The 14,195-nt window shown below is 62.3% G+C and carries 8 protein-coding genes; 5 read left to right on the top strand and 3 right to left on the bottom strand.

Annotation, left to right across the window (positions count from 1 at the left end):
• The first annotated feature begins 258 nt into the window (after positions 1-258).
• The gene (locus tag ACWKWE_RS20160) at positions 259-5,181 is read left to right on the top strand and encodes an alpha-2-macroglobulin family protein (protein WP_483851490.1); all 4,923 of its coding nucleotides are present in this window, start codon (positions 259-261) and stop codon (positions 5,179-5,181) included.
• A gap of 197 nt (positions 5,182-5,378) precedes the next feature.
• Here ACWKWE_RS20160 and ACWKWE_RS20165 read toward each other — a convergent pair whose 3' ends face one another.
• A complete protein-coding gene (locus ACWKWE_RS20165) occupies positions 5,379-5,672 on the bottom strand; it encodes a hypothetical protein (RefSeq protein WP_166595917.1) in 294 nt (97 codons plus the stop codon).
• 140 nt (positions 5,673-5,812) lie between these two features.
• On the opposite strand from ACWKWE_RS20165, the gene pbpC reads away from it, so the two are divergent.
• From pbpC to ACWKWE_RS20180, 3 genes are all read left to right on the top strand, one after another.
• Positions 5,813-8,113 carry a peptidoglycan glycosyltransferase PbpC gene (gene pbpC / locus ACWKWE_RS20170; protein ID WP_483851632.1) on the top strand — a complete coding sequence of 767 codons (2,301 nt, stop codon included), beginning with the start codon at positions 5,813-5,815 and terminating at the stop codon, positions 8,111-8,113.
• Positions 8,114-8,614: 501 nt separating this feature from the next.
• Complete coding sequence (locus ACWKWE_RS20175; protein ID WP_483851491.1) at positions 8,615-10,291, top strand: collagen-like triple helix repeat-containing protein; 1,677 nt, start codon at positions 8,615-8,617, stop codon at positions 10,289-10,291.
• A 183-nt stretch (positions 10,292-10,474) separates the two neighbouring features.
• A complete protein-coding gene (locus tag ACWKWE_RS20180; protein ID WP_483851492.1) occupies positions 10,475-12,151 on the top strand; it encodes a ShlB/FhaC/HecB family hemolysin secretion/activation protein in 1,677 nt (558 codons plus the stop codon).
• 86 nt (positions 12,152-12,237) lie between these two features.
• On the opposite strand, the gene ACWKWE_RS20185 is transcribed toward ACWKWE_RS20180, so the two are convergent.
• The gene (locus tag ACWKWE_RS20185) at positions 12,238-12,645 is read right to left on the bottom strand and encodes a response regulator (protein WP_483851493.1); all 408 of its coding nucleotides are present in this window, start codon (positions 12,643-12,645) and stop codon (positions 12,238-12,240) included.
• Positions 12,646-12,705: 60 nt separating this feature from the next.
• Positions 12,706-12,915 carry a Flp family type IVb pilin gene (locus tag ACWKWE_RS20190; RefSeq protein WP_483851494.1) on the bottom strand — a complete coding sequence of 70 codons (210 nt, stop codon included), beginning with the start codon at positions 12,913-12,915 and terminating at the stop codon, positions 12,706-12,708.
• A 331-nt stretch (positions 12,916-13,246) separates the two neighbouring features.
• Here ACWKWE_RS20190 and cpaB point away from each other — a divergent pair, with 331 nt between their 5' ends.
• A complete protein-coding gene (gene cpaB, locus ACWKWE_RS20195; RefSeq protein WP_483851495.1) occupies positions 13,247-14,194 on the top strand; it encodes a Flp pilus assembly protein CpaB in 948 nt (315 codons plus the stop codon).
• Position 14,195 lies beyond the last annotated feature (1 nt).

Genomic DNA, 14,195 nt, shown 5'->3' on the forward strand with positions numbered 1-14,195 from the left:
TAGCGGGTACCGGGCACTTGTAGGAGTGAGCTTGCTCGCGATTGCGTTCGGTCTGTCGCTGCAGAGTTGTCTGGCACGCCGCTCTCGCGAGCAAGCTCACTCCTACAAGTTTTGCGTGCGTAAGGAGATTGTGACCAGCGCCGCGCCGATGCGAACAAACGCACAAACCCACGGTCTATCTCGGCGCCGCGCTGTACGTTCACGATTGCGGTGCTATAACTGCTGCTCCCCACACCAACTGCTGCCAATGAGTGCCTCATGCTTAACAAAGGATTGTTCCTGGCCTGCGCGCTGGTACTGCTCAGTGCCTGCGATTCCTCCACCTCCGACAAACCCGCTCCAGCCCCCGCGCAACCTGCCGCGCCTCAAGCGGCGGCGGTGGACACGGCCAAGCCCAAACCTGCGGTCGACCTGCCTGCGCTGAGCAAGCGTTACGCCGGGCGTGAGCTGACGGTGGTGGACGTGTCGGAAGTCCAGCTCGACGGCGCCAGCACGCTGTCGCTGAGCTTTTCCGTCCCACTGAATCCCGACCAGAAATTCGCCGAAAAAGTGCACGTGGTGGACAGCGTGAACGGCAAGGTCGATGGCGCGTGGGAGCTGTCGGACAATCTCATGGAGCTGCGCCTGCGCCACCTTGAGCCCAAGCGCAAGCTGGTCTTGACCATCGACTCTGGCCTCGTGGCAGTGAACAGCAACACGCTGGCGGCGGAATATTCGGCCCGTCTGGAAACCTCCGACCTGCAAGCCACAGTGGGCTTCGCCAGCCGAGGCAGCCTGTTGCCGACGCGTCTGGCCGAAGGCCTGCCGGTGATCGCGCTGAACGTCGACAAAGTCGATGTCGAATTCTTTCGCATCAAGCCCGACTCGCTGCCCGCGTTCCTCAGTTCGTGGGAAGGCGCGTCCAGCCTGCAAAGCTATGAATCCAAAGAGCTGCTGCCCATGGCCGATCTGGTCTACGGCGGCCGTTTCGACCTGAACCCTGCGCGCAACACCCGGGAAACCGTGCTGCTGCCGATTGCGGGCCTCAAGCAGCTGCAACAGCCGGGCGTGTACCTGGCCGTGATGCGCGCTTCGGGCACTTACAACTATTCGCAGCCGGCAACGCTGTTCACCCTCAGCGACATCGGTCTTTCGGTGCACCGCTACAGCAATCGTCTGGACGTCTTCACCCAAGCGCTTGAAGGTGGCAAGGCCCTGAGCGGCGTCGATCTGGAACTGTATGACGACAAGGGCCGCGTGGTCGGCCAAGGCAAGACCGACAACGCCGGTCACGCCGAACTGCCGTTGCCCGCCAAGGCCGAGGTGCTGCTGGCCAAGCAGGCCGAACAGACCAGCATGCTGCGCCTCAACAGCGCCGCGCTGGACCTGGCCGAGTTCGACATCACCGGCCCCCAGGCGCATCCGTTGCAGTTCTTCATCTTCGGCCCGCGCGATCTGTATCGCCCCGGCGAAGTCGTGCTGCTGAATGGCCTGCTGCGGGACAACGACGGCAAGCGAGTGAAAGCTCAGCCGATCACCGTGGAAGTGCGCCGTCCGGATGAGCAGGTCAGTCGCAAATTCGTGTGGGACGCCGACGCCACCGGGCTGTATCAATATCAACTGCAGCTGTCGGACGAGGCCCCGACCGGGCGCTGGCAATTGGTGTTCGACCTGGGTGATGGCAAGCCGCAGCTGTATGAATTTCAGGTCGAGGATTTCCTGCCCGAGCGCATGGCCCTCGAACTCAAAGGCAGCGACACGCCATTGGCGCCTGACGCAGCGTTCGACATTTCCATCAATGGTCGTTACCTCTACGGTGCACCTGCGTCGGGCAACCGCCTGACCGGTCAGCTGTACGTGCGTCCTCTGCGTGAAGCGGTGCCGGGGTTGCCGGGGTATCAATTCGGTTCGGTCACCGAAGAAGACCTGAAGCAGGACCTGGAAATCGAAGACAGCACCCTCGACGCCAACGGTCAGTTGGATCTGAGCATCGACAGCCAATGGGCCAAGGCCCGTTCGCCGCTGCAATTGGTGCTGCAAGCCAGCCTGCAGGAGTCGGGTGGACGTCCGATTACCCGCCGTCTGACCCAGCCGGTCTGGCCTGCGGATACGATGCCGGGCCTGCGTGGCCTGTTCGACGGAGAAGCCACCGATGGCGATGGCCCGGTCGAATTCGAAGTGCTGATGGCCGACGCCGAAGGCCACAAGCTGGCCGCCGACAACCTCAAGGTGCGGCTGATTCGTGAGCGTCGCGACTACTACTGGAACTACTCGGACAGCGACGGCTGGAGCTATCACTACAACGAGAAGTACCTGAACCTGTCCGAAGAAACCGTGAGCGTGAAGAAGGATTCCACCGCCAAGGTCAGCTTCCCGGTGGAGTGGGGTCCGTATCGCGTCGAGGTCGAAGACCCGGCCACCGGCATCGTCAGCAGCGTGCGTTTCTGGGCGGGTTACCGCTGGCAGGACAACGCCGAAGGCGGCGCGGTGCGTCCCGATCAGGTCAAGCTGGCGCTGGACAAAAAGGCCTACGCCGATGGCGACACGGCCAAGGTCACGGTGACGCCGCCGTCAGCGGGCAAGGGTTATCTGCTGGTGGAATCCAGCGAAGGGCCGCTGTGGTGGCAAGAGATCGACGTGCCTGCCGAGGGCAAGACCTTCGACGTGCCGGTGGACAAGAAGTGGGCGCGTCACGATCTGTACGTCAGCGCGCTGGTGATCCGTCCCGGTGAGCGCAAGGCCAACGTCACGCCGAAACGCGCGGTCGGTGTGCTGCACCTGCCGCTGGACCGCTCGCAGCGTAAGCTGGCGCTGACCGTCACGGCGCCGGAGAAGATGCGTCCCAAGCAGCCGCTCAAGCTCAAGGTCAACGCCAAGAATGCTGACGGTTCGATTCCGAAAGACGTGCACGTGCTGGTCGCGGCGGTGGACGTGGGCATCCTCAATATCACCGAATACGCCACGCCAGACCCGTTCGCCAGCCTGTTCGGTCGCAAGGAGTACGGTGCCGATCAGCTCGACATCTATGGGCAGTTGATCGAAGCCGGACGTAATCGTCTGGCCAGCCTCGCCTTCGGTGGTGACGCGGCGTTGGCCAAGGGCGGCAAACGCCCTGAAACCAGCGTGACCATCGTCGCCCTGCAAAGCGCGCCGGTGACGTTGAACGAACAGGGCGACGCCGAAGTCAGCGTCGACATTCCGGACTTCAACGGCGAGCTGCGCATCATGGCCCAGGCCTGGACCGACGAGCGCTACGGCATGGCCGAAGCGAAAACCGTCGTGGCCGCGCCGCTGATTGCCGAGTTGTCCGCGCCGCGTTTCCTGGCCGGTGGCGACCAGACCAAAGTGGCGCTGGACCTGTCGAACCTCTCCGGCAAGCCGCAGAAGCTCAACGTGCAGGTCACGGCCGATGGGCAACTGAGCCTGGGTGAAGGCGATGGCAGCAAAGCCGTCAGCCTGAATCAGGGGCAGCGCACCACGTTGCAGATTCCGGTGAAGGCTCAGGGCGGTTTCGGCAAGGGCGTAATCCGAGTGACCGTCAACGGTCTTGACCTGCCGGGTGAGAACCTGCCGGCATTCAGCCGCGAGTGGACCATCGGCGTGCGCCCCGCCTACCCGGCGATGCTGCGTCAGTACCGCGCTGTGCTCAAGGATCAGGCCTGGAGCCTGCCAGACGGCGCGCTCGACGCCTTCGAACCGGCGGGACGGGAAGCGTTGCTGGCGGTGTCGAGCCGTCCGCCATTGAACCTTGGCGAGCAGATTCGCGCGCTCAAAGCCTACCCGTATGGTTGCCTGGAACAGACCACCAGCGGGCTGTACCCGTCGCTCTACGCCGACGCTGCGACCCTCAAGCGTCTGGGTCTGGAAGGTGAGTCGGACGCGGAGCGCAAACGCAAGATCGAGATTGGCATCGAGCGTCTGCTGGGCATGCAGCGCTATAACGGCAGCTTCGGCCTGTGGGGGGCGGACGGCGAGGAAGAGTATTGGCTGACGGCGTACGTCACCGACTTCCTGCTGCGCGCCCGCGATCAGGGCTTTGCAGTACCGCCGGATGCGCTGAAAAAGGCCAACGAGCGTCTGCTGCGTTACCTGCAGGAGCGCAATCAGATCGAGGTGAACTACAGCGAAAACGCCGAGCACACCCGCTTTGCCGTGCAGGCCTATGCGGGGCTGGTGTTGTCGCGCAGCCAGCAGGCGCCGTTGGGGGCGTTGCGCAGTCTGTTTGATCGCCGCACCGATGCGCGTTCGGGCCTGCCGCTGGTGCAGCTGTCCATCGCGCTGGAAAAAATGGGCGACAAGCCGCGTGCCGATCAGGCGTTGCTGGCAGGACTTGCTGCAAGTCGCAAAGCCAACGACTGGCTGGCGGATTACGGCAGCCCGTTGCGCGATCAGGCGCTGATTCTGTCGTTGCTGGAAGAGAACAAGCTGGCGTCGGACAAGGTCGAGGAGCGGCTGTTTGCGCTGTCCGATCAGGTCGCGGCCAGCCGTTATCTTTCGACGCAAGAGCGCAACTCACTGTTCCTTGCCGGACGTGATTTGCTCGGCAAACCTGAGGCGAAGTGGGCCGCGACGTTGAACAGCGGCAGCAACAACCGCGAGCTGAGCAACGACCAGCCGGGCGTGAAGCTCGACAGCTCGGTGTTGGCGTCGCCACTGACCGTTCAAAGCACGAATGGCGAGACCTTGTATCAACAGCTGACGATTTCCGGGTATCCGTCGCAGCCACCCGTGGCGGGGGGCGAGAACCTGGCGATTCGTCGCGAATACCTCGGAATGGATGGCGAGGCCCTGAACCTCAACGCTTTGAAAAGCGGCGAACTGGTGCTGGTACACCTGGAACTGAAATCCAAGGAGCGCGTGCCGGATGCATTGGTGGTGGACCTGCTGCCAGCCGGTCTTGAGATCGAAAACCAGAACCTGGCGCAGAGTGCCGCGAGTCTGGAAGACGCCAGCGAGTCGGTGAAGCAGTGGCGCGAGTCGATGGAAAACGCCGGGTTGAAACACCAGGAATTCCGAGGCGACCGTTATGTGGCGGCAGTGGATTTGCAGGGGTTCAACACTGTGCACCTGCTGTACCTGGCGCGTGCGGTGACACCGGGTACTTATCGCGTCCCGCCGCCGCAAGTGGAATCGATGTACCGGCCGAACTGGCAGGCATTGGGCGACGCGCCTGCTCAGTTGGTGGTGAAAGGTAAGAAGTAAAGGGGGGCCGCGCGTCATCCGGTCGCGGTTGACCGGATGTATGCGGTTTGACTGTAGGAGCGAATTCATTCGCGAAGCGGTGGTACAGCCGAAAAATCCGCATCGGATGTACCGTCCTTTCGCGAATGAATTCGATCCCACAGGGGGTGTTGCGGTGTGTCAGATGAAGTCTGTGAATGCGTCCGACCACACGCCGATCAATGAATAATCCAGCTCAACAACCACAACCCCAGAAACAGCCAGATGATCCCGAGGATGATCGAGGCGCGCATGAAGGCGCGGATCGCGGAGTACAGGAACATCAGGCCAATGATCAGGGCGATGATGCTGATCAGTGAAGTGTCCATCCCCAGCGTGCGCGACAATCCGTCGACGAAATTGCCACCGGCATGAGTGAACATGTTGAACAACCAGCTTAACCCGTCGACGACGAAGCGGATCACCGCCCCAATGACCTGGCCCAGCCATTCGAAAACGCTTTCTACCTGCATGTCTGCTTCCTGATGAAAGGGGTGAAACGGAAAAGGGCGTGTTCGCTTTGGCTACGGATGGGCGGGGCGAGTTCCCTAGAGCATAAAGGCTCTTTGGCATGAGGCGAGGAAAACTTGCCCTGCGCCTGTTGCGCGGATTCATGGTCGGCGCTTTGGGCCTGTGCTTGCTGCTCTGGCTCGCGGACCGAATCTGGCCGTTGCCCCTGCCCAAGGACGATCTGGCCCGCGTGGTGCTGGCCGAAGACGGCACGCCGCTCTGGCGCTTCGCCGATGCCAACGGCGTGTGGCGCTACCCGGTCACGGTGGATCAGGTGTCGCCCTATTACCTTGAAGCGCTGCTGACCTACGAAGACCGCTGGTTCTACCAGCATCCCGGCGTGAACCCGATGGCGCTGGTCCGTGCCACGTGGCAAAACCTCAGCGGCGGGCACGTGGTCTCGGGGGGCAGCACGCTGTCGATGCAGGTCGCCCGGTTGCTCGATCCTCACGCCCGAACCTTGCCCGGCAAGCTGCGCCAGTTGTGGCGAACGATGCAACTGGAGTGGCATCTGTCCAAGCAGGAAATCCTCGGTTTGTATCTCAATCGCGCGCCGTTCGGTGGCACGTTGCAAGGTGTGGCGGCGGCGAGCTGGGCGTACCTCGGCAAGTCGCCGCAACAACTGACCCGCGCCGACGCCGCATTGCTAGCGGTACTACCACAGGCGCCGAGCCGCTTGCGTCCGGATCGTCATCCGCAACGCGCTCAGGCCGCTCGCGACAAGGTTCTCAGGCGCTTGGCCGAGTTCGGCGAATGGCCGCAGCAGTCGGTCAACGAAGCGCTGGAAGAACCGCTGCTGCTCGCCCCGCGTCAGGAACCGACCCTCGCGCCACTCTTGGCGCGGCGCTTGAACCGACCGAACAGCCCGCCGTTGATTCGCACGACACTGGACGCCGGTTTGCAGCGTCGCCTCGAAGACCTGCTGCTGGGCTGGCGCGCGCGTTTGCCCGAGCGCACGTCGGCGGCGATTCTGGTGGTCGAGGCGGAGAACATGGCGACGCGGGCCTACGTCGGCTCAGTGGACATCGGCGATGACAAACGCTTCGGCCACGTGGACATGGTCAATGCGCTGCGCTCTCCGGGTTCGACGCTGAAACCCTTTTTGTACGGCAAGGCGATGGACGCGGGGCTGATCCATTCCGAATCGTTGATGCAGGACGTGCCGCGTCGTTACGGCGATTACCGTCCGGGGAATTTCTCGTCCGGTTTCAACGGCGCGGTGGCGGCGAGTTCTGCATTGTCGATGTCGCTCAATCTGCCCGCCGTGCAACTGCTGGAGGCTTACGGCCCGAAACGCTTTGCTGCCGAACTGCGCAATGGCGGGGTGCCGTTGACCTTGCCTCCGTTGGCTGAACCGAACCTGGCGCTGATCCTCGGTGGCGCGGGCAGTCGGTTGGAAGATCTGGTGGGCGGCTACAGCGCGTTCGCGCGGGGAGGGCGCAGCGCCGACATTCGCTTGCAACCGGAAGATCGCCTGCGTGATCGGCCGATGATGTCCCCCGGCGCGGCGTGGATCATCCGGCGGATTCTGAGCGGCCAGTCGCGCCCCGATCTCGACCCTCACGCTGATCTGGTGCAGCGCCCGCAACTGGCGTGGAAAACCGGCACCAGTTATGGCTTTCGCGATGCCTGGTCGATTGGGGTGGGGCCACGATTCCTGATAGGCGTGTGGATCGGCAGGCCCGACGGCACGCCGGTGCCGGGGCAGTTCGGTCTGGCCTCGGCGGCGCCGCTGATGTTGCAGGTACACGACCTGTTGGTGAACCGCGATGCCCAGCGCAACATCCTGCCGCCCGTGCAACCGGTGCCGCTCAGCGTGGGCGTGGCCGCGATCTGCTGGCCGCTCGGGCAGATCATGAACAAGAGCGACCCCAACTGCCGACGTCAGCGCTTTGCCTGGACGCTGGACGGCACCACGCCCCCGACCTTGCAAGCCACCGATCAGCCGTTGGGACTGGGGCTGCTGGAGAAAGTCTGGATCAACGACAAGGGGCTGCGCGTCGGCGCCAGTTGTCCACAGGCTGAAGCCCGTGACATCGCGCTCTGGCCTGCGCCATTGGAACCGTGGTTGCCGAAGGGTGAGCGGCGTGAGGCGCGCTTGCCTGCCATCGATCCCTCTTGCCCACCTCAGGGCTTGAGCCTGGCCGCGCCGATTTCAATCGTGGGCGTGCGCGAAGGCGATCAACTGCGATTGCCCACCGGCAGCCAGCAGCAGTTGCGATTGAAGCTGTCGGCATTGGGCGGCAACGGTCGCCGCTGGTGGTTCATCGACGGCGCGCCGGTGGGGGATACCGCCAATCAGGATAGCTACACTCACACCTTCAACCGCTTGGGGCGCTATCAACTGAGCGTGCTGGACGAAAGCGGGCAGACGGCGCGGGTGGAGTTCAGTGTGGTGGATTAGAGCGTGCATCCGCTAATGCCGCAGCGAATGTGCGATCGCATCGCGAATGAATTCGCTCCCACAGGTCCGGTGTTGAACCCAACTCCCAGTCTCGCCGCCATATCTAATGGGCTGACCTCAAAAATCGGCACGCTGAAGGCCCTGTGGGAGACGCGGAGGTTACGACGGCAGGGAACGCGGTGTGCCAGACAGCACATGCATTTCTGATCCTCCGCCTCGGCAGGACGCGAGATTTTTTGAGCGCCTCGGACCTGTCAATTACGACTATATAACTTTCGTCTGCGCAGGCTGCGGCGGTTATTTGCGTCGCTACTAACATCCTGATTCAAAACACGATTTTCACACCTTCAGTCACCCTTTCTCGCAGGTATATAAGGCGTTAATACCAAGTTGTGAGTTGCCCAATCCCCTTCCAAAGCCTGTCATGGCGTCATGGACAAGTGCTTTTCGGCTCAAGCCGGGAGGCCAATAAAACAATCGTGTTTTGGAAGGATTCTCCCCATGAAAACCCAGATGTTTTTCGCATCATCGGCATTGGCACTTGTTCTGGCAGTCAGCTTGGGTGGGTGCAGCAGTGGCGGTGGCGGTTCGAAAAGTCATGTCGATGGTTCCTCATCCACAGCGGGTACATCGGGAGGGTCAGCCAGCGGCGGAACCACCGATGGCAGCGGTTCGGGCGGCACCGGTAATACGGGTGGGACAGGAGGCACAGGCGATACCGGAACGGGTGGCACAGGCGGAACAGGCGGAACCGGTGGTGGCGTGGTTGACGGCGGCACCGGAGGCACGGGCGGAACAGGTGGTACAGGCGGTACAGGCGGCACTGATGGTGGAACCGGCGGAAACGGTGGCGGCACTCCGGTGATCCGGACACGCAGCACGACCGCACAGACCAGCGTCGATCTCGGCAGCGTCCTCGGTCAGGTGGGCGATGCGGTCGTGGGCGTAGGGGATGCCGTGTCGTCGGTGCCGATTGCGGGCAACACCGATCTGACCTCCGGCGCGGGTGGCCTGGTTTCATCCCTTGGCTTCGCGGCGAACAGCGTCAGCGGCGGTTTGGTCGATGGCCTCGGCACACTTGGCACCGACAGTAATTCCCTCGGCATGACGCTTTCCAGCGTCGGCATGGCGACCGGCGACCTCGGCACTGGCGTCTCTTCCCTCGGCACTGGCGTGTCGAAATTCGCCCGATCCTCGGCCATCGAACAGGTGCCGTTGGTGGGCACCGTGGTCGGCGGCGCAGGCGATCTGGTCGACGGCGTAGGCCAGAAGGTCACCATGCTCGGTGACACCCTCAGCGCCGCCACCACCAGTGGTCCGCTCGGCTCAGCCACGCAAGCCATCGGCGACAAGCTGGTGCCAGTGGTGGCGATGCTCGAATCGACCACCAACAAAGTCGGCAGCGCGACAGGGCTGGGTCAGCCAGTGAACGGCTTGCTGCAGAACGTCAAAGGCACGCTCAACAACGTCGGCAGCAGCCTGCAAAACGGCGCACAGAACAATCCGCTTACCGCAGGGTTGGGCGGCTCGCTCGGCGGCCTGGGTGATGTGGCGGGCACGGCAGCCGGTTACCTGCAGGCCAATGCCGGCACGGGTGGCGGCACCACGTTGCCTGGCCTGCCGGGGCTGCCCAGCGTTCCGGGCTTGAACGGCGGCTTGCTTGAAAACGTCGGTGGCGTGGTCGCCGCCGCAGGTTCGGGGCTGACCGCAGGTTCTGGCGGCGGTCTGCTGGGCGCCGCAGGTCTGAATGGCACCGGCGTCGGCACGACGGTCGCGTCCCTTGGTCCGATCCTCGGTGGCAATGGGGTCGCCAATACGGCGCTCGGCGCACCGGTCGCTGCGTTGACCAATAACGTCGCCTCCGCGATTACGCCCGTCGTGACCAACGTCGCCAGCGTCACGCAGAACATCGGCGGGGCCACGGGCATCGGCGCACCGGTCAACGGCCTGCTCACGCAAGCGGGCGGTGCAGTCAGCAGTCTGGGTAGCCAGATTGCCGCGACCAACGCCAACCCGGTCACCACGGCGGTTGGCGGCACGGTCTCGACACTGGGCAATACGGTCGCTCAGGTGGGTGGTCTGGTGAATGCAAATGGCAACGCGTCGAACGGTGGCGTCGGCGGGCTGCTCAACGGGGTTACAAGCGTCCTCGGCGGTGGGTTGGCTACGCGTAAGTAAGAAGTGCTGGGCAGTGTGAGAACTATCGCGAGTCGGTTGTCCGCGATGCCGTGTTCTTTCTCCAGCTTGCTTCGCTAGCGACTTCTCCCACAACGCCTACGCTTGTTTCAGACAGGGGAGTCGGAAGATCCCCTGTCTTTTTTTTGCCCGTGCACCGCTGCTGTTGGCCAATGGAGTGTCCTTATGCGTGCTTGTATCCCTGTCTTCGTGCTGGGTGTTTCTGTTTCTCCTTTCTTCGCGAACGCTGAACCGCTTCCCAGCTTCCTCAACAGCAACGACCGCGAGCGCACGCTCCCGGTGCCCAACCTTCCCGCTGATGCCTACCGTCCTGCGACGCCCGCCCTGCAGGTACCTGCACCGCCGTCCGACGCCACGCCCTTGATGATGAGCACCAAGGTCGGCGTGCGCAAAATTCGTATCGAAGGCGGCACGGTGTACCCGCTGGAACAGCTCGGCGCTGCGTATGAACCCTTGATCGGCCGCGACGCCACACTCGCCGAATTGATCGAGGCCACGCGCGGCATCACCCGGCGTTATCAGGATGACGGCTATCTGTTGTCCTACGCGTTCCTGCCGCCGCAAAACTTCGATCAGGGGCTGGTGCGCGTGGTGCTGGTGGAAGGTTACGTGCGGGATTATCGGCTTGAAGGTGACATTGGCACCGTGTCGGCGTACCTGCAAAAGCTCGTCGACAAGATCAAGCAGGAGCGTCCGCTGACCCGCAAGACGTTCGAGCGCTACACCTCGCTGATGAGCCGGTTGCCGGGCGTGACCTTGCAGGCTCAAGTGCCGCCACCGGGCACCACGGACGGCGCGACCACGTTGATCGCCCAAGCCTCGCGCAAACCTTTCACCAGCACCCTGAGCACCACGGACGATAACCGCGATGGCCTGCAAGCGTTGCTCGGTTTGAGCAGCAACGCGCAGACCGCCATGGCCGAGCAACTGACCTTCAGCGGCCTGTTCCCGCCAGGAGACGACAAAGAGCATTACTACCGTCTGGATTACAGCGAGTACCTCAATACCGAGGGCACCCAGCTGAATCTCTCGGCGTCTCACTACCGCAGCGAGCCGGGCACCAACGTGGCGTTGGACAATGGATTGGAGTTGAAGCAACGGCGCGACAACGACCGGTTTTCCATTGGCTTCACCCATCCGCTGATCGCGGCTCAGAACGAATGGCTGAGCGCGGGGGCGCGGCTGTACGCGGTGAATGACAAGACGCGTTACGACGTGATTGGCTTTCCCTTGAGCGTGCAAAGTCGCACCGACATCCGCGCTGTGGCGGTGGAAGGCGATTGGCGTAAATCGACCGACCGGCAACTGCGGATTCTCAGCGCCGGGGTGTACCAGGGCATCGACGGCATGGGCGCGAAGACCGACGACAGCACATACGACCTGGACTTCTTTCGGGCGCGGTTGTCGGGGGTGCAAAGCGACAAGTTTTTCGAGCATTGGCAGGGGGTGTTTTCCGCTGCGTTGTACTGGAGCGACGACACCTTGCCAGACAGTGAGCGGGCGCAGTTTGGCGGGCAGAATTTCGGCCGAGGCTATCCGACCGATCAAGCGTCCGGCGACAAGGGCTGGGGCGTGGCGTATGAGGTCAACTACAGCTTCACCCGTGACGGCAACTGGGTGAAAGTGCTGCAACCGTACGTAGTGTTCGACGCGGCGCGGACGTGGTTCAACGAACTGCCGGTCAAGGATTCGAAACTGTCCTCAGCGGCGGGCGGACTCAGGTTTGGCGATGGCCGTTATTACAACATCGCATTGGAAGCGGCCAAGCCGATGTCAGACGTCGGGCTGGACAGTTTCAACCGCAATCCCAGGTTCACGTTGAGCTTCAGTTATCAGCTTTGAGAGAGGGAGGCGGTGTGCCCGGCGACGGATAGGCCGACGGGCATACCCCCTTGATGGTCATTGGGAATCCCGGTCGAAAGGAAGGCTCAAGGCCCGACCTGATAGACCTTCGGTTTCGGAAACAGGTTGTCGAGGGTTTCCAGCAGCCGGACGTGGTAGATGGGTTTGCGGAACAGGTCGAGCACGTGCAGGCGCAGCAGGTCGCTGACGTCTTCCATGTCAGCGTGGCCTGAGGTGACGATGACCGGCAGGTGTTGGCGCGACGTATGCTCGCGCAGGCGTTTGATCAGCGAGATGCCGCTTTCCTCCGGCATCCGCAGATCAGTGATCACCAGCGCAATGTCCGGGTGCTCGGTCAGCAGCTTCAGCGCCACCTTGACAGAGGGCGCCGTGAAGCAGCAAAAACCCTCGCCTTCGAGCAACTCGGCAAGCTCTTCGTTGGCGTCCTCTTCGTCGTCAACCAGCAGTAATTGTTGGCGGGTAGGCGCGGGCATTGACTCGTCCCTTAAGTCTTAGGCATTCAAATTCTATTTGCAGGTGGGTGAACGCTATCATCAGGAACCCCCGGAACTGACTGGTTTAGCCGTTCCGAGTTTGTCTTGTAAGTTGGTGAAGATTTCAGTCACGCGTGACCCAATTGGCGTCATGAACGCAACCAGGACGACAGCCACCATCGCCACCACAATCGCATATTCAATCCCGGAGGCAGCCTCTTCGTTCTTGACGAACTTACGCAACAGTGCAGAAAAATACATCAGGTACATCTCACTTCTCCTCAGCGCATGAAGCGCGTTACTGCACGCAAAAAGCGTTTGCCAATCCTTCGTACCCACAGCATTGACCCCATTTCCACACTCCACAATCGCAAGAAAGCATTAATCCGAAAGTAATAATGCCAGGCGGCCCACAGGCCGTGGCCCGGCCCCTCCGAACGGATGAAGTTGTGCGAAATTTCCGACGAATGATGGCGTTTTGAATGACCTCGTCTACCTTCATAAGGCGAAAAGGAAGAATGTTCACAGCCAACTGACTGATCAGTTGTCTCGAACCGTTTTCGAAGTTATCCGCAGAGCGGTAAGGCACAGGAGGGCCGTCATGAGCAGTCGCGTCACACTAGGGCTCGCTGTACTTTTTCTGCTGGGTGCGCTGTTTGCCGGGTATTGGGGATTGGTCTTGAGCCGCCAACCCGCGCCTGCACCTCAAGCGCCTGTCGCACAGACCGTTACCCCGGTCGCCGCCCCCGTTGTCGAAGAAAAACCCTCTGAAGACCCGACCCGCCAATCCGTGCTGGTGCTGGCGCGCGATCTTCCCGCCTATGAGCCCATCAAGGCTGACGACCTGATTGTCGAACGCCTCAAGGTCGCGCCTGCCGGAAGCTTCAGCAAACCGGATGAGGCCATCGGCCGCCTGTCGTGGCGCCCCCTCCCCGCAGGTACCTGGCTGACCGACAGCAGTTTCGAAGCCGGTGGCTCATTGGCTCGAATGATCCGCTCCGGCGAGCGAGCACTGGCGCTGTCCATTGACGAAATCATCGGTGCCGGAGGGCAGTTGAGCCCCGGTGATTACGTGGATGTCTTGCTGTATCTGCCTCCGGACCAGGCCAATAACGACCGCAGCGCGCAAACCGTCGTTCCAGCGTTACGCGTGCTCAGTGTGGGGGCGTTGATGGGGCCGGTGAATCAGGGCCAGGACGATCAAGGCATCAGCCGCGAAGAACGCGCCCAACAGCAAAAAGGCAGGGTCAATGCACGGAGCGTGGTCGTCGCGGTGCCGGAAAAGCTGCTCAACCGTTTGATGCTGGCCTCGCAAGCCGGTCCTCTGCGCTTGGCTGTGCGCAGCGCTGACGAGAAAAATCTTGAGCGGTACTGGGCGGGCGACAGCGACATAGCCCTGCAGCTGGACACCACGAATCGCAACGTCACCCACTTCAACCAACTGAGTCTGCAGTCCAACGTTGCGGTTCGCGCCAGCGGTGGTGCCCCGCGCGGACCGCGGCCGGTGGAAGTCATTCGTGGCAATCAGATCACGCAGCAAACCCCCTGAT

The sequence above is a fragment of the Pseudomonas salicis genome, from assembly GCF_057128705.1.